Source organism: Blastopirellula sp. SH421, assembly GCF_057808535.1.
Window position 1 is genome coordinate 5,102,766 of sequence record NZ_CM173712.1, and the last position, 18,517, is coordinate 5,121,282.

14 protein-coding genes are annotated in these 18,517 nt (G+C 51.7%); 9 read left to right on the forward strand and 5 right to left on the reverse strand.

What is annotated here, in order from left to right; genetic code table 11:
• Window positions 1-34: 34 nt before the first annotated feature.
• Both SH421x_RS20595 and SH421x_RS20600 read right to left on the reverse strand, forming a co-directional pair.
• Complete coding sequence (locus tag SH421x_RS20595; RefSeq protein ID WP_488851899.1) at window positions 35-1,696, reverse strand: hypothetical protein; 1,662 nt, start codon at window positions 1,694-1,696, stop codon at window positions 35-37.
• 55 nt (window positions 1,697-1,751) lie between these two features.
• Window positions 1,752-3,515, reverse strand: coding sequence for a DUF4974 domain-containing protein (locus tag SH421x_RS20600; protein WP_488851900.1), 1,764 nt, complete (start codon window positions 3,513-3,515; stop codon window positions 1,752-1,754).
• Between the two features lie 226 nt (window positions 3,516-3,741).
• On the opposite strand from SH421x_RS20600, the gene hemG reads away from it, so the two are divergent.
• On the forward strand, window positions 3,742-5,172 hold the full coding sequence (hemG, locus tag SH421x_RS20605) for a protoporphyrinogen oxidase (protein ID WP_488851901.1): 1,431 nt from the start codon (window positions 3,742-3,744) through the stop codon (window positions 5,170-5,172).
• Here hemG and SH421x_RS20610 read toward each other — a convergent pair.
• The 3 genes from SH421x_RS20610 to gmd form a co-directional block, all read right to left on the reverse strand.
• Complete coding sequence (locus tag SH421x_RS20610) at window positions 5,152-5,760, reverse strand: hypothetical protein (protein WP_488851902.1); 609 nt, start codon at window positions 5,758-5,760, stop codon at window positions 5,152-5,154. The two genes, hemG and SH421x_RS20610, sit on opposite strands and share 21 nt — an antisense overlap.
• A gap of 399 nt (window positions 5,761-6,159) precedes the next feature.
• On the reverse strand, window positions 6,160-7,269 hold the full coding sequence (locus SH421x_RS20615; protein WP_488851903.1) for a glycosyltransferase family 4 protein: 1,110 nt from the start codon (window positions 7,267-7,269) through the stop codon (window positions 6,160-6,162).
• A 99-nt stretch (window positions 7,270-7,368) separates the two neighbouring features.
• The gene (gmd, locus tag SH421x_RS20620) at window positions 7,369-8,370 is read right to left on the reverse strand and encodes a GDP-mannose 4,6-dehydratase (RefSeq protein ID WP_488851904.1); all 1,002 of its coding nucleotides are present in this window, start codon (window positions 8,368-8,370) and stop codon (window positions 7,369-7,371) included.
• Between the two features lie 325 nt (window positions 8,371-8,695).
• Between gmd and SH421x_RS20625 the strand changes: the two genes are divergently transcribed.
• The 8 genes from SH421x_RS20625 to SH421x_RS20660 all read left to right on the forward strand — a co-directional run bounded on the left by SH421x_RS20625 (window position 8,696) and on the right by SH421x_RS20660 (window position 18,487).
• Window positions 8,696-9,961 carry a glycosyltransferase family 4 protein gene (locus tag SH421x_RS20625; protein ID WP_488851905.1) on the forward strand — a complete coding sequence of 422 codons (1,266 nt, stop codon included), beginning with the start codon at window positions 8,696-8,698 and terminating at the stop codon, window positions 9,959-9,961.
• Between the two features lie 51 nt (window positions 9,962-10,012).
• A complete protein-coding gene (locus SH421x_RS20630; protein WP_488851906.1) occupies window positions 10,013-11,173 on the forward strand; it encodes a class I SAM-dependent methyltransferase in 1,161 nt (386 codons plus the stop codon).
• 148 nt (window positions 11,174-11,321) lie between these two features.
• Window positions 11,322-11,621: a glycosyltransferase gene (locus SH421x_RS20635; RefSeq protein ID WP_488851907.1), complete on the forward strand. Its 300-nt coding sequence runs from the start codon at window positions 11,322-11,324 to the stop codon at window positions 11,619-11,621.
• A 398-nt stretch (window positions 11,622-12,019) separates the two neighbouring features.
• The gene (locus tag SH421x_RS20640; protein ID WP_488851908.1) at window positions 12,020-14,002 is read left to right on the forward strand and encodes an ABC transporter ATP-binding protein; all 1,983 of its coding nucleotides are present in this window, start codon (window positions 12,020-12,022) and stop codon (window positions 14,000-14,002) included.
• 342 nt (window positions 14,003-14,344) lie between these two features.
• Window positions 14,345-15,052, forward strand: coding sequence for an O-methyltransferase (locus SH421x_RS20645; protein ID WP_488851909.1), 708 nt, complete (start codon window positions 14,345-14,347; stop codon window positions 15,050-15,052).
• Between the two features lie 44 nt (window positions 15,053-15,096).
• Window positions 15,097-16,260, forward strand: a complete 1,164-nt coding sequence (locus SH421x_RS20650) for a glycosyltransferase family protein (protein WP_488851910.1) — start codon at window positions 15,097-15,099, stop codon at window positions 16,258-16,260.
• A 62-nt stretch (window positions 16,261-16,322) separates the two neighbouring features.
• A complete protein-coding gene (locus tag SH421x_RS20655) occupies window positions 16,323-17,192 on the forward strand; it encodes a hypothetical protein (protein ID WP_488851911.1) in 870 nt (289 codons plus the stop codon).
• Between the two features lie 185 nt (window positions 17,193-17,377).
• Window positions 17,378-18,487 carry a polysialyltransferase family glycosyltransferase gene (locus SH421x_RS20660; protein WP_488851912.1) on the forward strand — a complete coding sequence of 370 codons (1,110 nt, stop codon included), beginning with the start codon at window positions 17,378-17,380 and terminating at the stop codon, window positions 18,485-18,487.
• Window positions 18,488-18,517: the final 30 nt, after the last annotated feature.

Sequence of the window (18,517 nt, forward strand, 5' to 3'; positions counted from 1 at the left end):
TGTTTGTCTCGTAGCGTCGTCTCGATTCTGCTGGTTACCTGTCACCGACCGAAAAAAATCCGCCTGAGTTCCTAGGATTGATTCCATCGAGTTGCTGGGGTTCGTCGGATGGATTCTTGGTCGATTGTTTGAACCCGGCCGTTTCCAATATCCGGGGCAACTCAGAGCGGATCGATCGTTGAATTCTGGCGGTGTTTCGCACGACCAACTGATTGGTTCCCAGCGTCCGAATGTAAACCTTTTGACCATCCCAGTTACCGTACGAGACGCAATCTCGCAATGTCTGCGCGATCTCAGCCAGTTGCTGTTCGCTGATCTGTCCATCGATTTTGTAAGTCTGATCGACCAGCACTGCGGATGCCGGAGAGATTCGCCCGAAACTGAACTGCGGCGTGCTTGTCGCTGAGACACGCGTCTCTTGGCGACGAACCGTAGTGCTGCGATGCTTGCGAATCTGCAGCAACAGATCATCAATCTTCGGATGAATTTCTCCCACCGTCGAAACGATGAGCGATTCAGAAAGGGCGAAGGGTTGAATCGCGCCGGGGCCTCCCAGCTCTTCCCAACTCTCTGGTTCAATCGTAGTGGTCACCGTCTGGATGAGAGAGTCGAACGAATCATCATCGTAAAAACCACGCCTCATTCCTGTTGAACCACAGGGTCCTACAAAGTCCCGCACGGGAATGACTTTCAGTACGAGCTCACTTTCGGCCTCCTCAGGCGTCGTAATCTTGAGAACGTCATCGCACTGCATCGGCGTTAGTTGAAGTTCGGAGCAAATATCTTGAAGCACTGTCGCCGCCGAGGCCAACCTCCAGTTACCGCTGACGATGACGTCTGGCTTTAAGCCGACATCCTGAAACGCTCGCGTGTCGATCACCAACTGCACTTTGGTTCGCTGCTGCAACAGGTCGATCACCTGATAAAGCGGCATGTTATTGAACTGCAGGTCTGATAATTGGACCGAGAGCTGCCGCTGTAACTCCGCTCGTTCGGCCTGCTGAACGCCGGGCTCGATGGGCGTAGGATCATACCTATCGCTGGGGATCGCTTTGGCGCGGCGCAGCGCAGAGAAAAGCTGCTTGATTTTGAAATGGATTGCGTCGGTTTGCGATATCACCAGCCCTTCCCCTTGCGGCTGAATGTCGCCGGCCCCGCCTAACTGCTCCCAATCCTCTGGCTCAATCACGGACTCGATTACCTGAATCAGTGAATCGAAGTCGGGGGTTCCTCCGCCGGGGTAATAAAGGAGATCACTACACGGATAAAAGATCGATCTTAGATCTGCTTCTGCTGCTTCCTGCGTCGTGACGACGACCTGATCCTCACCAATTTGATAGACCAGTTCCAACTCCCCCAGAATGAAGTCAAGCGCCGTTCGTAACCGAACGTGCGACAGCGACAACGTAACCGGCTCGTCAGGCGAAAGTCCGGCCTCTTCCAAGGCCTGATTGTTGATTTGTATCGACAAACCAAGTTGGCTGGAGAACTTGAGCATCACTTGTTCTAGCGGCATATCGCTGAACTGGCAGTGGACTCGCTGCTCTAGCTTTCCTTCCACCCGGCGCCGCTGTTCTAAGTTGAGCAAGAGTGGATTGTGAGGCTCCGCCGCTGGAAAAGGCTGGGCATGCGCGACGGCGAACCTTGACGCAAAAATCCCCGCGATCAACAGCAGTAAAGTAAAGCAGCGGAGCATTCTCTCGTTCCTCAGTGCAGATAGGGAAGCGTTGCTTCGGTATTTCCACTCCTGTTCAATCCCCAAATGGGTTGTCGCCCGCGAAGGAGCTATCGGCTGCGAAGGGATCTGGAGACGATGGCTGATTTGTGGACGGTCTAATCGCCGGAGTTTGGGGTCTCGGATTGCTGGCTGTCGGTGCGGAGATTCGCTGCAGCTCAGCCCGGATCGCTTGTTGAACGTGGATGCTGTTTCGCACCACCAACTGATTGGCGCCCAGGGTTCGGATGTATGCCTTTTGACCATCCCATGAATCCGACGCGACTCGTTCTCGCAACGATTGGGCGATTTCGGTCAGTTGCTGTTCGTTCAACAGGCCCTCTACTCGGTATGTTTGGTCGACCAGCTTTGCGGTTACCGGCAGCATGCGGCTGTAGCTGACCTGCGACGGGATCGGCCGCGGAACACTTGTTGGAGGGTCAGATCTGGTATTGCTGGTGATGGGGAGATTGCGTCGCGTGCGAATATCACGCAACAACTTGTTGACTTTCTGTTGGATCTCTGCGACTGTCGAGATGACGATCACATCAGAGAGCAAGAAGGGTTGAATCACGCCTAGGCCGCCGAGCACTTCCCAACTGTTTGGTTCGATGGTGCTGGTCACCGTCAGCATCAAATCCTCGCAGGCGTTGGCTCTTGTTGCGACACCGGCTCCCAGAAGGTCACGGACGGGATAGACGACCAAGTGGGGTTCGCATTTTGCGAAGCCGGGGGTCGTGATACGAAGAACATCATCACACTGCATGAATGTTAAATCCAGTTCAGAGCAAACATCTTTGAGCACCGCCGTGGCAGAAGCCCGTTTCCAGGAGCCGCTAACCAGGACGTCCGGCTTCAAACCAACTTGCGACAAGGCTGCTTGGTCGATAAAAAATTGCACGTTGGTGCGCTGCTGCATCAAGTCGATCACCTGACTCAGCGGGGTCTCGTTGAACTGGAGATCCGAGAACTGGATCGCGAGCTGCCGCTCGATTTGCTCTCGTTCCCTTTGCAACACGCCCATTTCAATCGGCGTGGGATCATACTCTTCGGTAGGAAGCGCTGTGGCATGGCGCAGAGCAGTCAATAGCTGACCAAATTGAAAATGTACTTTTTCGGTTTGCGAAATGACGAGCCCGTCGCTGATCGGCTGGACCGACCCTGCTCCCCCTAGCTCTTCCCACGATTCGGGATCAACGGCGCTGGTGATAACTTGAATCAGCGAATCGAAGTCGGGCGAACCGCCGCCGGGGTAATAGATGAGATCGCTGCAAGGGTAAAAGATGGTGATCAATTCCGACTCAATATCTTCTGGAGTCGTGATCTCGATGCGATTTTGATCAATCTGATAGACCAGTTCCAACTCACGCAGCATGATGTCGAGCGCCGTCCGCAACCGAACGTGCGACAGTGACAGCGTCACCGGCACATCGGTCGCAAGCCCCACATCTTCCAACGCTCGATTGTTGATTTGAATCCACACGCCGAGTTGGTCTTCGAGCTTGTGGACGACTTCGACCAGCGGCGTATTACTGAACTGACAGGTCAGTCGCTGCTCGAGTTTGGTCAGCATCACGCGCCGCTGCTCTAACTTGGGCAACGGCTGGTTGAGATACTCCGGTACGACCTGGACCGGCGCGTGCTCGAGCCGCGGCATCGCGAACAGTTCCTGCGGAACAGGCGGCCGATCGTAACTGATTGCAGGAGGAGCGTCGCGGCCGCCAAATTGCGCTAAAAGAGGAGCGCAAAGAAGCAGGATCAGGGCAATTGCCGATGGCGGCGAAACGATGAAAGAACGCATGCAAGAGCCTCACAGTACAGCGGCAAAGTGGAACGCTGACAAAACGCGATCGACCTACCGCTGAGGTGGAGTGGGGAATCCGCTAGAGGAGTATCTTGCACGGTACAGGCCAGCGCGACGAAACGCAACTAATTGGTCCCTTTTAGCTTACATTTCCCCGCCTAAGGCATCTTTTTGGGGATTTGCTACACTACAAGATTACGAACCAGCATTGGAGAACCGCACCTTGGACGCCGCTGCAGTCAAAGCATCACGCATTGCCGTTATCGGAGGCGGTGTCAGCGGTTTATCAGCTGCCCATCGCTTGTGCGAGCTTTCGCCGACGACCGAGGTCGTGCTGTACGAAGCGGCCGAGCGACTCGGCGGGGTCTTAGAGACGCGGCGCCAAGACGGTTACTTGGCCGAACAGAGCGCCGACACGTTTATTACCAATGTCCCCTGGGGGATCGATCTCTGTCGACGATTGGGGATCGAAAGCGACCTGCTGCCAACCAACGAGTCGCTCCGCAAAGCGTACGTCGTTCGCGCTGGGCGATTGATGGAAGTGCCGGCAGGTTTTCTGCTGATGGCGCCTGGTAAGGCTTGGCCGATCGTATGCTCATCGATTCTCTCTTGGCGCGGCAAGCTGCGAATAGCGTGGGAGTACTTTGTTGCGGCACGTAAAGAAACCAGCGATGAAAGCCTGAAGTCATTTGTCGTACGGCGTCTGGGGATGGAAGCGTATGAACGGTTAGTTCAACCGTTGATCGGCGGCATCTATACGGCCGACCCCGAAAAGCTGAGCGTCGCCGCTACGATGAAGCAGTTTGTTGACATGGAACGTCAGCATGGCGGCTTGATCCGCGGGATGCGACAGCGGAAAGCTCGAGAAGGGAAAGCCGACAGCGGAGCGCGGTACTCGATGTTCGTCGCGCCGCGCGGCGGCATGTCGGCGCTGGTTGACGCGATCGCTGCTCGACTGCCGAGCGATTCGATTCGTTTGAACGCGCCGGTGGAATCGGTGGTTCGTCAGGCGGATGGGTCTTGGCAAGTTGCGACCGCTGCAGGAGTGGATACCTATGACGGCGTGATTGTCGCCGCGCCGGCGCCCTCTGCTGCGACCCTATTGCGATCCCAGGATGAGCATCTGGCTACGCAGTTGGCCCAAATTCAATACGCAGGCTGCGCGATCGTGCTGCTAGGAGTCGAACAGAAACAGATCGCTCGGCCGATCGCCGGATTTGGATTTGTCGTGCCGGAAGTCGAGCAGCGGCAGATTTTGGCGGCGAGTTTTGCGAGTTACAAGTTTGAGGGACGTGCGCCAGGCAACGGCGTCTTGATTCGAGTTTTTGTCGGCGGCGCTTGCCACCCCGAAATGAACGAATTGCCAGCAGAGCAATTGCGCCAGATCGTCACCAGCGAGCTCGCCGATTTGATTGGCCTGTCAGGCGAACTACAAACGTTTTCGGTTCGTCGCTGGTCGGCTCAGATGCCGCAGTACCATGTTGGCCATGTCGAACTAGTAGCGCGAATCGAAACGCTGGTCGCCCAACATTCGGGGCTCGCTTTGGCCGGAAACGCCTACCATGGTGTTGGCGTACCAACCTGCATTCACAGCGGAGAGCAGGCAGCCGAGCGCGTGATTGAGCAGTTGGCCTTAAACCAAATCGAGCGATAGCCCCTCGGCATCGCGAAACGTAAACTGCGCGGTGCGTGGGCTTTTGTCGTCGAAGAGCGCCTGATAGGCGTCGACCGATTTCGAGGGATCTTGGTTGTAGGCGGCCGAAAAATCTTGATGCTTGGCGGATGCTTCAATCAAGTTGCGATTGGCGGCGACCTGCCGAATTTTGCTGGCCAATGACGAATCGCCGTTGATCAGCTTGGCGAGAGTCTCATCCGCGGTTCCGGCGCCATCGACCTCAATTTCGCCGCGGTCGTTAAGGGAGAATTGAAATTGAGAGCTGGGATTGATCCCTTCGTCCTGCATCAGTTGCCTGAGGGCGGTTTCAATCTCGCTGACCAATTTTTGGGTGGCCGTTGAGAGTTCCTCCAGTGACGCGGCGCTTAAATCACCAGAAGAAGCGAAAAGAGAATCGAGGGCCGCTGAGGTTTGCTCTTCTTCGATGTCAGTTGGATCCGCAGGTTCGACCGCCTTATCGCCCAGCGAAAGCAGCTTTCCGAAACTGTCTCCCGAGAAGTTTGCAGCGACATGCGTGGCGATACCAGCTGCTCCGATTGCTAGCGGCGTAATCACAAACGGATTCATCCTGCATCCTCTGGATTCAAATCGAGCCCCCCCGACATGCTTATTATCGGCAGCACAATTGCGCCAGATTCACGTCGAATTGCAGAAACTCGACCGGCGCGAGAGAAAACCGCAGAGAAAAAGTTCCCGCTAGCTAAATTCATTTGAATCGAATCGAGCGATCTTGCATCAAGACGATTGCGTCATCTCGAAAACCTCGACTTGCGCACCTCTGGTATCACTGTCGTGACGCCCTGCCCCAGAGGTTCAAATACTAGTTAGCGGGAACCGTTTCTTATCTGGTTTTGGTTATAAAACCATTGGCGCCGACAAGCAAGCATTTTCCGGCTGATTTGGCGGGATTTGAGCGTTCGACAGCTGACAATTCGCTAGGTTGTGGTTCACAGGCAAGTTACTGTGCTATGCCGCCGCAACTACGTGCGGCCTTTGGATTCCACCGATCGCTTCATAAAGATCGACGTATTGTCGAGCTGCGGTGCGCCAACAAAACTTCCTGGCATGCGATTGAAGGCGCTCAGCATAAAGAGGATCGGCGGCGTAGCGCTGCATCCCCGCGAGAAACCGCTGATAAAGATGTTCGCCATCAAACTGGTCCCAATAGAAGGCCAGATCTCCGCCAATTTCGGGCAAGCTTGTCAGACGCGAGAGAAAGGTTGGTTTTCCGCCGAGCATCGCTTCAATCGGAGGCAAGCCGAACCCCTCGGTAAGCGACGGAAACAAAAACGCGGAGCAGTTTTGGTACAGCCATTCGCGTTCGCCTTCGGTCACCGGCCCCGGCAGCAGAAATCGGTCGCTGAGTCCGCGGCGGCGAACTTCGTTTTCGATCTCCAGCGCGTAGTCATCGGATTTAATACCGGCCAAGATCATGCGATAATCGCCGGCCCGCTCAAGGAGATCAATCAACACATGAAAGTTTTTCTTGCGTTGAATCAAACCAATCGAAAACAAAAAAGGGCGATCGTCGGAGACAAATAGGGGCCGCACCGGTTCGGTAGGAGTCCTTGAAACGCCGTTATAAATCACATGCACCGGCTTCTCGCCGACGCGCATTTCGGCACGAACCTCATCCGCGACAAACTGCGAGATCGCAACGATCTCGGTCGCCCGATCGATGAGCAATTGGTGCTTACGACGTTCGCGGGCTATTTTTGCTGGCGACTTCTCACGCAAAAAATTCAAATCATGAATCGTCAACAATACCGGCGTGCGCGGATGGAGCGGCAAATAGCGAGTCTGCTGATGCGTCGCATGCCATACCAAATTTTTGTCGTAAGCGCCGGTATAAAAGAGGCGAGAATAACGCTGTAACCATTCTTTGCGCCACCGACTCGCCTCTAAGGTCCGCTCTTGCCGAAACTCGGCAAGCTGCGGCTTACGAGCTAGCACAATCGGCTCGATTCCACGCAGATGCAATTCAGAAATAAGCGCATCGCCCAGATAGCGCGAAAACTGCCCCAAGCCGCAATACGGCTGACGCAGTTTTTCGAGATCTAGAACGACTTGCGGCATGGGAGGTATTACGAATTGGACAATCTGTCGCAGCATAATGTCTCGCGGTAGTCGCTGGACGCCGCGAGATGTTCATTAGCCGCGGTATTACAATACCGACTAGGCCGATTTACGGACGAGACTAAACTCACGCCCCTCAAGTCTTGAGACACGTTGCAAATCGTAGTCGACCATCGTTTCAGCGAGTACTTGAAACGACATCTTAGGCTCCCACCCAAGTTCATTTTTGGCACGCACCGGATCGGCAAGCAGCAAATCCACTTCCGCCGGACGATAGAACTTGGGATCGATTACCACGTAATCTTCCCAGTTTAACCCGACGCGATCAAACGCAATCTCGACGAACTCACGAACGCTGTGAGTTTCGCCGGTACCGACGACGTAATCTTCAGGGGCATCTTGCTGGAGCATCAGCCACATTGCTTCGACATAGTCGCCAGCAAAACCCCAATCGCGTTTTGCCTCGATATTGCCTAAACGAAGTTCACGGGACAAACCGAGTTTAATTCGAGCGACGCCATCGGTGATTTTGCGTGTGACGAATTCAAGTCCCCGGCGCGGCGATTCATGGTTGAAGAGAATCCCCGAGCAAGCATACATATCGTAGCTTTCACGGTAGTTGGCGGTCATATAGTGACCATATGCCTTGGCGACGCCATAGGGGCTGCGAGGATGAAAGGGTGTCGATTCGCGTTGCGGAGTTTCGTGCACTTTGCCGAACATCTCGCTGCTGCTGGCTTGATAGAAGCGGATCGATTTATCAACAGAGCGGATCGCTTCCAGAATTCGAGTGACGCCTAGCCCTGTCACGTCTCCGGTCAGGATCGGCTGTCCCCAACTGCTGCCGACAAAGCTTTGAGCGCCCAGATTGTAAACTTCGTGAGGTCCCACAGTGCGCACGAGATGCTCTAGCGAAGTTTGATCAAGCAAATCGGCAGGGTGCACGACAATTCGGCTGAGGAGGTGTTCGATACGCTCAAAGGAATTTGTGCTAGCACGCCGAAAGCAACCGTGGATCTCATAGCCTTTTTCAAGCAGAAGTTCGGCAAGGTAGGAGCCATCCTGGCCCGTGATACCTGTAATCAAAGCTCTTCGAGACATAGAACCGTTTCTCATCCATTTTGAAAAATGAATATTAGGTGAGTCCTACCGACCCAATGGGAACGAGGCGAAGATTAGCCGAATCCCCAGTGTTGGCCAATCCCAATTGCTCGTCCAATAAATAATTTTACCCAGGCCCCCATCTGCGTTACTTTAGCTGAAATTGGCATTCTCACCCTGGATGTACGGTGATACGATCACCAATGCTATTTCAGGGCGTTGGCCCATTTCGAAACGTGAGTTCTATACTGAGTAAGCCATGCGTCGACTCCTAATCGACATAACGCACTCCGCTACCAGCGACACGCACCATGGAATACAGCGAGTGGCCCGTAGTCTCGCCCAAGAAGGACTGGAATTCTCGAAGTGTAACGACCTTTTGTGTGTGCCGGTGTTATTTCGAAAAGGTCAGTTCTTTGTTGTCGACCAAGCTTGCATGGACAGAGGTTTTCAAAAATCGTCTCCGACTTGGCTGCAAACGAAGAAGAGAATGACCCGATGGATCTCTTCGCCAGGTCGCCTTGGAGCGACAAGGGCTCTGACACGCGTTCGTAAACTCTGCTATCCCAAAACAATTGAACGGAAACTCTCACAAATACTGAGTTCTTTTCGATCTCCACCCATCGCGGCCAATCCGGGTGTTGACGATGTTCTATTCCTACCTGACTCTTGGTGGGGCCTGCCGATGACCGAGGCGATTGAAAAGGCACGTCAAAACGGAGCGATTGTGGGGACGCTGATTCACGATCTGATTCCGATCCGGCATCCAGAATTGTGCGACACTAAATTCGTTACGATGTTCGAAGAGTGGCTCGTAAAAACGATGCGTTCCATGGATTTTTTCATCGGAAATTCAGAAACCACACGAAACGATGCATGGGAGTTCATGCAATCAGTCAATGCGAAAATTGCGAATTGGCAAGTTCGTCACGTGCGACTGGGATGTGACATCCATCCCCACTCTCTGGTTACTGCCTCCCAAGTCTCATCGAACTTAATAAATCGCTTTGAAGATAAAGATCAGGCTCCGTATTTGTTAGTTTCAACCCTGGAAATTCGCAAAAATCACACGGTGGTGATCGATGCTTTTGAGCGCCTTTGGCAACAAGGTTCGAAAGCGTCCATTGCGTTTGTGGGACGAGTGGGCTGGAAGTGCGAAGAATTACTCCGACGAGTGACAAACCACCCCGAGTATGGCAAAAAGCTGCTTTTGCTACCCGACATAGACGACGCTGAATTGGCCTACCTTTACCAGTCCAGCAAAGCGTTTGTCTTTCCATCGTTCGCTGAAGGGTTCGGATTACCAATCGCAGAAGCAATCCACCATCGCCTACATGTCTTTGCTAGCGACATCCCCATCCATCACGAGGTAGGAGGTCCGAATTGCCAATATTTCTCACCCCACGACCCCCAAGTCCTTGCCGATCAAATCAACCACTTTGAAACCATCAAAGGCTGGCGAAATCCGCCGGCAATGGCTGACTTGACCCATCCGTGGTCGAATACTTTTGAAGAATTAGTCAAGGAATGCTCAACCATCGCCGGTCGGTTACGGCAGTGTAAAGCGATTCCGAACTCCAATGCCGCCTAGTTGCCAGACGAAACGAACTGCCGTCGCCATGGAGCGTAAGCGTTAGCCTAGATGCATCATGATTACCCCGCTGACGTGGCGCACAACACCGCTGAAGTAAGCGTTTCATCTACACGGCGGAGATTGCCACCAGCATCACTATCTACTGTTGCCCCAACTGGCAAACCTCGAAAAAAACAAAATATGAATCGCAAGTTAACACGAGCCGTGAAACGATTTCTTCGTTTCCCCCTGCCTCATGAATACAAAAATCCCTACGCAGCGGCGACGGCAATCGGCTCCCCAGACATTTACAGCCAGCATCCGCCGTTGGACTTCGAAAATCTACGTGTAATCAAGTCATGCAACGATGCAGAAGCAATTGAGCATGATATGCCAATGCTGCAGTCCTGTCTGTGCACTCGTAGCCAACTTGAATCGCCAGCATTTCGTGCTTGGGCAGTACAGATGCATGAAGCTTGGCATATGCATCGTAAGCTATGGGAATTCTGCTACATCGCCCAAGCAATCTATGAGCGCGGACTCCTGACTCCAGAATCTCGCGGCCTCGGGTTTGCAGTGGGAGCTGAACCGCTCCCCAGCTTGTTCGCAAGCTTTGGTTGCAAGATCGTTGCAACTGATCTAGCTGCTGATGATGAGCGAGCAGAGGCTTGGGCCAATACTAATCAACTGGCGACTTGCCTGAGTAATCTCAATAATCGCGGAATCTGCGAAAAACAGCAATTCCAACGAAACACCTCGTTTCGCCCGGTTGATATGAACTATATCCCAGACGACCTCAATGGTTTTGATTTCACCTGGTCCTCTTGTTCTTTTGAGCACTGCGGCTCCATCGAGTTGGGTCAGCGGTTCTTACGCGAACAAATGAAATGCCTAAAACCGGGCGGGGTCGCCGTCCATACGACCGAATACAATTTAAGCTCTTGCGAAAAGACCATCGAAAAAGGATCGACCGTCTTCTTTCGCCGTAAAGATATCGAATCGGTCATACGCCAATTACAAGCCGATGGCCACACTGTCGAATTGCTGCAACTTGATCCTGGCAACACGGCTGAAGATGAGCACGTCGACATCTTCCCTTACTCAAGCAACCCACATTTAAAGCTGTTGGACAACTACGAACGCTTCGTGACGACCTCGATCGGATTAATCATCCGAAAGTCGATGCCCAGCCATTCCGTAGCGAAGCGAGTAGAAAGGCTGGCTGAGTGAGTGCCTTTCACCCGGTTACTCTGCAAAACGAGAATGCTGATATGTTCGGCTGGGATGCGACATTCAATCCCATGCTACAGTCCACGAGCAGAGGATCGCTCCTATAATAAAAAGTCGATTCGCCAATCGCGACTCTGCTCCCTATTTGATGGTTTCGACGATTGGAATACGCAAGAACCATAAATTATTGATCGACGCCTTTGAAGAACTCTGGCGTCAGGGCAGTGACGCCTCCGTGGCGTTTGTCGGTCGTATTGGCTGGAAATGTGATGAACTCATTCATCGAATAAAGAATCATCCCGAGTATGGGCGACGCCTTTTACTCGTTTCCGATATTGATGACGACGAGCTCGCCTACATGTACCAAAAAGGCAAAGCTTTTCTCTTTTCCTCACTAGCTGAGGAACTTGTCCCCCCACGAGATTGTTCAACAACTTCGGGAGCTTGAAGCCTTCAAAGGCTGGCGAGCAACACCCCAGGCGCCATCCGTGAATCACCCATGGTCTGTGACCTTTGAAAATATTATCGAAGAATGCCTAACCATGGCAGCGAAAACCGCACAAAAGCCTGTCGCACAAGATGCACTCATTGCATGAAAATCTTACGCCGAAACGTTCCTGAAATGCCGGAAAGCCCCAGAGAGACAATGCTAATCATGCTGTCTTCATGACTCGCATTTCTTAAGAAATTAGACCAGCCGCTCGGCAAACCTCCGTTCGCCGGCTTCGGGCAGATCAATCTGATATTGTGCGTATCAGGAAACCGCTTTAGTCTCTTCTGATCTGGAATATGCCGAAGATCGATCGCTCTTTCGGCCAACTTTGAGAATGGAATCCGAACTCGACAATGCGATACCTAAATAAAGCAATTTGGCTGGCCTGGAGCAAATACAAGTGGTCGATCGTGCTCTCGATATTCAGCTCACTAATGGTCGGACTCCTTTGGGGCGCCAATATCGGCGCCGTCTACCCATTTGCGGAAGTTATCTTTAGAGGCCAAAATCTCCACGAATGGGCTGATAGAGAAACTGAGACCTGCCAGGCGGCGATTCGTGATGGAGAAACGAAGATCGCCGGACTGGAAGCCGCGAACGCCGATGCAAAAAGCATCTCTATCCAGCAACAGATAATCGACGGATGGAAATCTCGCCTTGAGAATGTCAACAAGACGAAACCTTGGATTGAGAAATATGCGCCGACGAGTCCTTTTAATACGCTGCTAGCAATTGTCGCCTTCTTAGCTATCGGAACAGCCCTAAAATGCGTGTTCTTAGCACTAAGCATTATCTTGATGTCGCGAGCCGCCTTTCGAACCGCTCAAACGCTACAGCGGCAATACTTCGCTAAGATCCTCGATTTGCAACTAGGGAAATCAAATTCGAAACAGAATGACACCGGCGATTCAGCTACTCGCGTAGGAGGCGATATCGGCGCAGTTGGCCATGCGATTTCGATTATTCTCGGAAAGTCGCTGCGAGAACCAGCGAAGATGATTACCTGTATCGCCCTTGCAGCTTACATCAATTGGCGATTATTGATTCTCTCACTTCTGGTTTGCCCTCTCGCAGCCTACTTATTGATGCACCTAGCCAAATCGATCAAGCGGACCAGCATCCGAGCCACAGAGGCCAGGGGGCGTCTAATCGGATTTTTTCTGCAGATAACCAATGGCTATCACGTAGTAAAAGCATTTGGCAATGAAGAGTTAGAAAACAAACGGTTTATTGAGAAAACAGATGACGTATATCGACAGCAAATGAAGCTGGAGATCTACGGTTCGCTAATTCGCTCCAACAACGAACTGCTTGGAATCGGCATGGTCTGCCTTTCCCTGATTGCCGGCGGATATTTGGTACTGAATCAGGCAACGCACATCTTCGGCATACGCTTGGCTGACAAGCCGATGGATTTTGGCGGAATCATGACCTTTTACGCATTTTTGATCGCGGCATCCGATCCAATCCGTAAGCTTGGCGACGTATTTGGCGCTATTCAAGCCGGGACAGCCGGCGCCGAACGTGTCTATGCGGTGCTTGCCGCTGAGCCCTCAATTAAGGATCCGGAAAATCCAATTCCACTCATCAATGGTGATATCTCCTTTAATAATGTTCATTTCCGTTATAACGAGAACGTCGCAGTTCTAGAAGACACGCAACTGACGATTCGCAAAGGCGAAAAAGTTGCAATCGTCGGCCCCAATGGTTGCGGCAAGAGCACCCTCATCAACTTACTGCTACGTTTCTACGATCCCGACGAAGGCTCCGTCACCATTGGCGGCATTGATCTTCGCGACGCCAAACAATCTGACCTCCGTGGACGCATCGGGCTAGTGACGCAGAATACAATCCTGTTTAACGACTCTATCATTGAAAACATTCGATATGGTCGGCTTTCAGCTACCGACGAAGAAGTCACCAGCGCGGGCGAAATGGCGGAAGTTGAAGCCTTCGTTCATACGCACACGGAAAAGGGATATCAATCGAATTGTGGCGAGCTGGGCTCTTCACTCTCTGGAGGACAGCGACAGCGTATCGCCATAGCTCGAGCGATGCTAAAGAATCCAGATATCTTTATCTTCGACGAAGCAACCAGCCAGATTGACCTCGAAAGCGAACGCCTGATTCATGCGGCGTTTGAGCGATGCGTTGGAAATAACACAGCAATCCTGATAACGCATCGCCCGGCAGCATTGGAATTAGCGGACCGCATTGTCGTGATGAACGCCGGGCAGATTGAAGCGATTGGGACGCACCAAGAGCTACTAAAGCGAAGCAAGACTTACTATGAGCTCTATCGTGAAGCTGCAGTCATGGACCGACAAGCGGCTTAACGGCAAATCACTGATACCATCACCCACCCCATTTGCTCAAACATCGAATAGCGTGCCATTTGATTCCATGACACGACCACCTATGTATTCTTCAAATCCCATTACCGATTCGCGGTCTTTCGTGAAATTTTAAGGTGCGATCGGGTGACTAGAGCAGGAGAAAAACTGCTATTGTAACGCTCTATTCGCTTTGACTAAACTTATCGCGAAGATTGGATACTCAATTAAATGCCAGGAGGGCAATCAGTGAGAATTCCTCGATTTGTACAACGGCTTCAGCGATCCATAAAAAAGCGACTACCGGATTTTACGTCGCGACCGCCGAAGAAGGCGTCCAAGCCTGTGGCAACGGGCAACCGCAATGTTCCGTCCCACGTTCCTTTCATTGTACCCGGCGCTACGCTCTCCGAGATCTTTGAGGGTGCTGACCAAGCGGAAACCATCATGCTACCGCGTCTGATTCGCTCCCATAAATGGGCGATGCCAGAGCACGAACTGCTAACGTTGGGCGCTCTTATAAAAATGCTTCAACCGAAGTTGATTGTTGAGTTCGGAACGTTTATGGGCGGATCGACACTGACGATGGCTGCGAACATGCCCGCAAACGGCCGCATTGTTACCATCGATTTAGATCCGAACGTCCGCAATACGCATGTCCACGGTCAGGGCGTAGGCCTTTCTGAATTTGAAGTTGGTTGCCTGTTTCACGGCACACGGTATGAGAAGCAGATCGAGCAGCGGTTTGCCAATACGATCGAATTCCATGATTCAGATCTACTTGCTGCAGCAGATTTAGTATTTGTCGATGCAGACCATACCTACGAATACGTAAAACGAGATACGCGAACTGCCATGACATTCGCGAAGCCGGATGGCGCTATTTTGTGGCATGACTACACCTGGGAACCTGACGCCACCGAATGCGTTGGCGTGACTCAGACTGTAAACGAATTCTGGCAAGAAAAAGGCGGTTGCAGACAGGTCAGCGGGACACGATTTGCTGTTTATCTGCCTAAGTTGACAAACACCTCGCACATGGCGGCTGCCTGATTGGAATCCAAAGAGAATCCGCCTCTGCACAAATGAGTCACTTTATGAATCGCAAAGCAATAGTCACAGTAGTTACCCGAAATTACTACCATTTCGCGTTGGCGCTGGCCGATTCTGTAGCGCAACATCATCATGATGCCGACGTTCATATTTGCCTGGTCGATCGACCGCCTGTTGAGCTAACGCCGCTACCTGAGGAAGTCAAGCTATTCCATGCGGATTCGCTGCCTATTCCGCAATGGAAGCGGTTCTGCTTTCAATACACTCCGTTCGAATTGTCCTGCGCCCTTAAACCATACGCAATCAAACACATGCTTGCTCAGGGATACGAGGAGGTAGTCTATCTCGATTCGGACATGCGGGTCTACGACAGTCTAGACGAAGTTTTCGCTGGACTGACGCAGCACTCGATCCTTCTCACCCCACACCTTCTCAAACCATTCCCGTGTGACGGAAAGCTGCCTGGAGAAAGCCTATTCCTGATGGCAGGCACCTTTAATGGTGGATTTGTAGCGGTGCGTAACGATCCGATCGCGAATAGGTTTATCGATTGGTGGAGTGATCGCATGAAGTCCGAAGGACATAAGGACCTTGGGAGCTCCATCGACTGCGATCAAAAGTGGCTCAGTCTAGTTCCCGGATTATTCGAAAACTTTTCTGCTCTTCGTAATCCAGGATATAACACCGGCCACTGGACGCTGCATCAGTATGAGCTATCGTCCGACCAGAATGGTCGATCGCTGATTGGCGGACGCCCGATCGTGCTTTTCCATTTCAGTAATTTTAGCCCTACAAAGCTAGACGAATTCTCTCGGTGCCAAACTCGCTTTGCAGCGGATGCTATACCACAGCTTACTCCCTTAGTCGCTGAATACCACAGAGAGGTAGCCGCTAAAAACCAGATGCAGTGCGATCGATGGGGATGCGCTTTTACTACTCTTAACGATGGCACACAAATTCAACCGGGATGGCGTGAAGCAATACGACGAAACCATCCGCTGTTTGAAGGCGCCGAGGATCCATTTGACGTCATATCTAACCCTCAGCTATTAGCCAAGTTTCGGGCGATTGAGGGCGGCGCCTATAAGTGGCGAGTCGACTGGAGGCTTCGTCCAGACATGGCTTATCCGACTCCGGCAACCAAGCCGCTAAAAAACAAGTTTAAAAGTTTTCTATATAAAATAGGACTGAGAAAAAGAGCTGCTTAAGTAAGCGCATGCTCAGTTCATCAATATTCAACAGCGCCGATTGGTAAAAGAGGTTTCACGCCATGACAAGTCTAGCCCCTGTTCGAGTTTTCATTGGCTCCGGTGAAGCAAGTTGTCTTGAGCGTAAAACGCTTATTCACTCCTTGCGAAAACACTGCTCTCGTGAACTCGACATATACGTATTCAACGGTACGCACAACTCAATCGAACACAACGATGAAGAGCCTGTGCTAGCTAATATGTCTCTTAACGTCAAATATCGAAACATCACCGAATTCAGCAACTATCGCTTCCTAATTCCAGAGATTTGTGGCCACGAAGGCCGAGCGATCTTTCTCGACTCCGACATGGTTTGCTTATCGGATATTGCCGAATTTTTCGACCAGCCGATGCATGACAACGACATGCTCGCCAAGGGCGAAGCCTACAAGGGCGATTGCTGCTGGGGATTAAGCCAAATCCTATTCGACTGCTCGAAATGTCACTTCGACTTGGAGCAAATATTTCGAGAAATGGACGCCGGTGTGTTCACAAACCTCGACTTGCATCAAATGAAAGCTCCATTCCTTGCCAAACATCCTATCAAGCTGGGCGCTTACGATGAGAATTGGAATGTTTTTGACAGACGTGATGATAATACCAAATTAATTCATTACACGAATCTGGGGACTCAGCCCTGGAAATTTCCGGGGCATCCGTTTGAAGCGGTTTGGTTCAAGTATTTCAATGAAGCGCGTCAAGCCGGGGTGATTACGCATTCAGACCTAAAGAAAACATTATCTCGCGCCTATGCAAGACAAGACATTCTTAATCCCACCGCAAATGGCCAGTCACATTTGCATCCAATACAGTCACACTCTAAGAAGAAGACGCTGCTGAAAAAAATAGAGCGGAAAATCAAGACGTTATGGCGTGGCAAAAAGGCGGCATGAGAGAACAGCGCCGATGTTCATTGGCGAGAAGGGGGGGGGTAAAATTGCAAACTGTATCACGACTGGGAGAAAGACGAACTCGTGTGGTCGCTTGCTCGGGCTTAGTTCAGCTGGCCTCAGCGATCGCCGCAATGTGGACAGTTAGCGGTCGAACCGGAAACAACTCGGGATTTAGAAATCACCTGTTGATCCATGATCTCTCAGCTCCCCACGGCCAAGCGGAAGAGTTCGCTGACTGCATTCGGTTGCTCGCCGAAGAAGTTGAAACATGGGAGTCCATTGAGTTCGTCTCCCTCCCAAAGATTCAACAGTTGCAAAAGGATTTGCAGGCCGGAAGCGCCGACGAACGGAGTGCATTAGCCGACTCGATTGGAATCAACTCCTGTAACGAATTGTACACAGGACTCATCGAAAAATACCTGCCGACAACACTTCGGAGATTGCTACCCGACGCCTATCAAATCTGCTTTGGAGACGGAATCGGACTGAATTTTTCTAACACGTATTATCGCCCACACGAGTACGCGAAGCGAGGATTACGACAGTACGGGAAACGGATCCTAAAGCAATTGAAGAATAAGAGCAAAGCGTGGCTAAGCCGTGAGCCTCATCATTCAAATGAAATTCCTCAGCCCAATGAATACTGCCTGCTTCTAAAAAATCTTTTCGACCAAAACCTCTCTCGTGTGAATTCACTTAATGCGTCATTGTTCATTGAATTGTTTGAAAGGTTCGCCGCCCACCTTCCAGATCGGGCCCCAAGCGCACACTCGGAACTGACAAAGCTAGCCGAAAGCGATGGGAAAACCGCGATTCTACTGACATCTAACTTCTCTGAGACGGGACGAATGAGTCTCGCAAGTGAAGTCGACGGCTACCTTAAAATGCTAAGCAGTCTCCCCAGCGGAGAAGGCGCCGCACTGATCATCAAGCCGCATCCTCGTGACTCGTACGAGAAGATTGAAATCCTCAAGGATAGAGCAGCACCAAATTACGAGCAGGCAATCTGCCTAAGTGATCCATGGACATTTTATCTTCCCTTTGAGTCCATCTACACAAGATATCTGAAGAATTCCCGTCGAGAATCCCACATAGCCACCGTCAGTAGTGCTTGCATTTCGCTGGAATATCTTTACGGTCAACATTGCTCACTCGGCTTCGGCAAGAGTGTAGTAGAGCAAGAATTCGTCCCTCTCTGGGCTCCGCTACGACAAGTACACGAACGCGACTTACAAAACATTATCCAAAAGATTCGTAAGATGAAGTTGCCATGCAATTCTAAGCATGCAGCGTAATATAAACCCGAGCGTGTTGAGAAATGAAGT

What these genes read in the sequence shown, in the direction of transcription:
- SH421x_RS20595 (WP_488851899.1), bottom strand. Translation starts at nt 1,696, where the DNA reads ATGCTCCGCTGCTTTACTTTACTGCTGTTGATCGCGGGGATTTTTGCG.
- SH421x_RS20600 (WP_488851900.1), bottom strand. Translation starts at nt 3,515, where the DNA reads ATGCGTTCTTTCATCGTTTCGCCGCCATCGGCAATTGCCCTGATCCTG.
- SH421x_RS20610 (WP_488851902.1), bottom strand. Translation starts at nt 5,760, where the DNA reads ATGAATCCGTTTGTGATTACGCCGCTAGCAATCGGAGCAGCTGGTATC.
- SH421x_RS20615 (WP_488851903.1), bottom strand. Translation starts at nt 7,269, where the DNA reads ATGCCGCAAGTCGTTCTAGATCTCGAAAAACTGCGTCAGCCGTATTGC.
- gmd (WP_488851904.1), bottom strand. Translation starts at nt 8,370, where the DNA reads ATGTCTCGAAGAGCTTTGATTACAGGTATCACGGGCCAGGATGGCTCC.
- SH421x_RS20630 (WP_488851906.1), top strand. Translation starts at nt 10,013, where the DNA reads ATGCATCATGATTACCCCGCTGACGTGGCGCACAACACCGCTGAAGTA.
- SH421x_RS20635 (WP_488851907.1), top strand. Translation starts at nt 11,322, where the DNA reads ATGGTTTCGACGATTGGAATACGCAAGAACCATAAATTATTGATCGAC.
- SH421x_RS20640 (WP_488851908.1), top strand. Translation starts at nt 12,020, where the DNA reads ATGCGATACCTAAATAAAGCAATTTGGCTGGCCTGGAGCAAATACAAG.
- SH421x_RS20650 (WP_488851910.1), top strand. Translation starts at nt 15,097, where the DNA reads ATGAATCGCAAAGCAATAGTCACAGTAGTTACCCGAAATTACTACCAT.
- SH421x_RS20655 (WP_488851911.1), top strand. Translation starts at nt 16,323, where the DNA reads ATGACAAGTCTAGCCCCTGTTCGAGTTTTCATTGGCTCCGGTGAAGCA.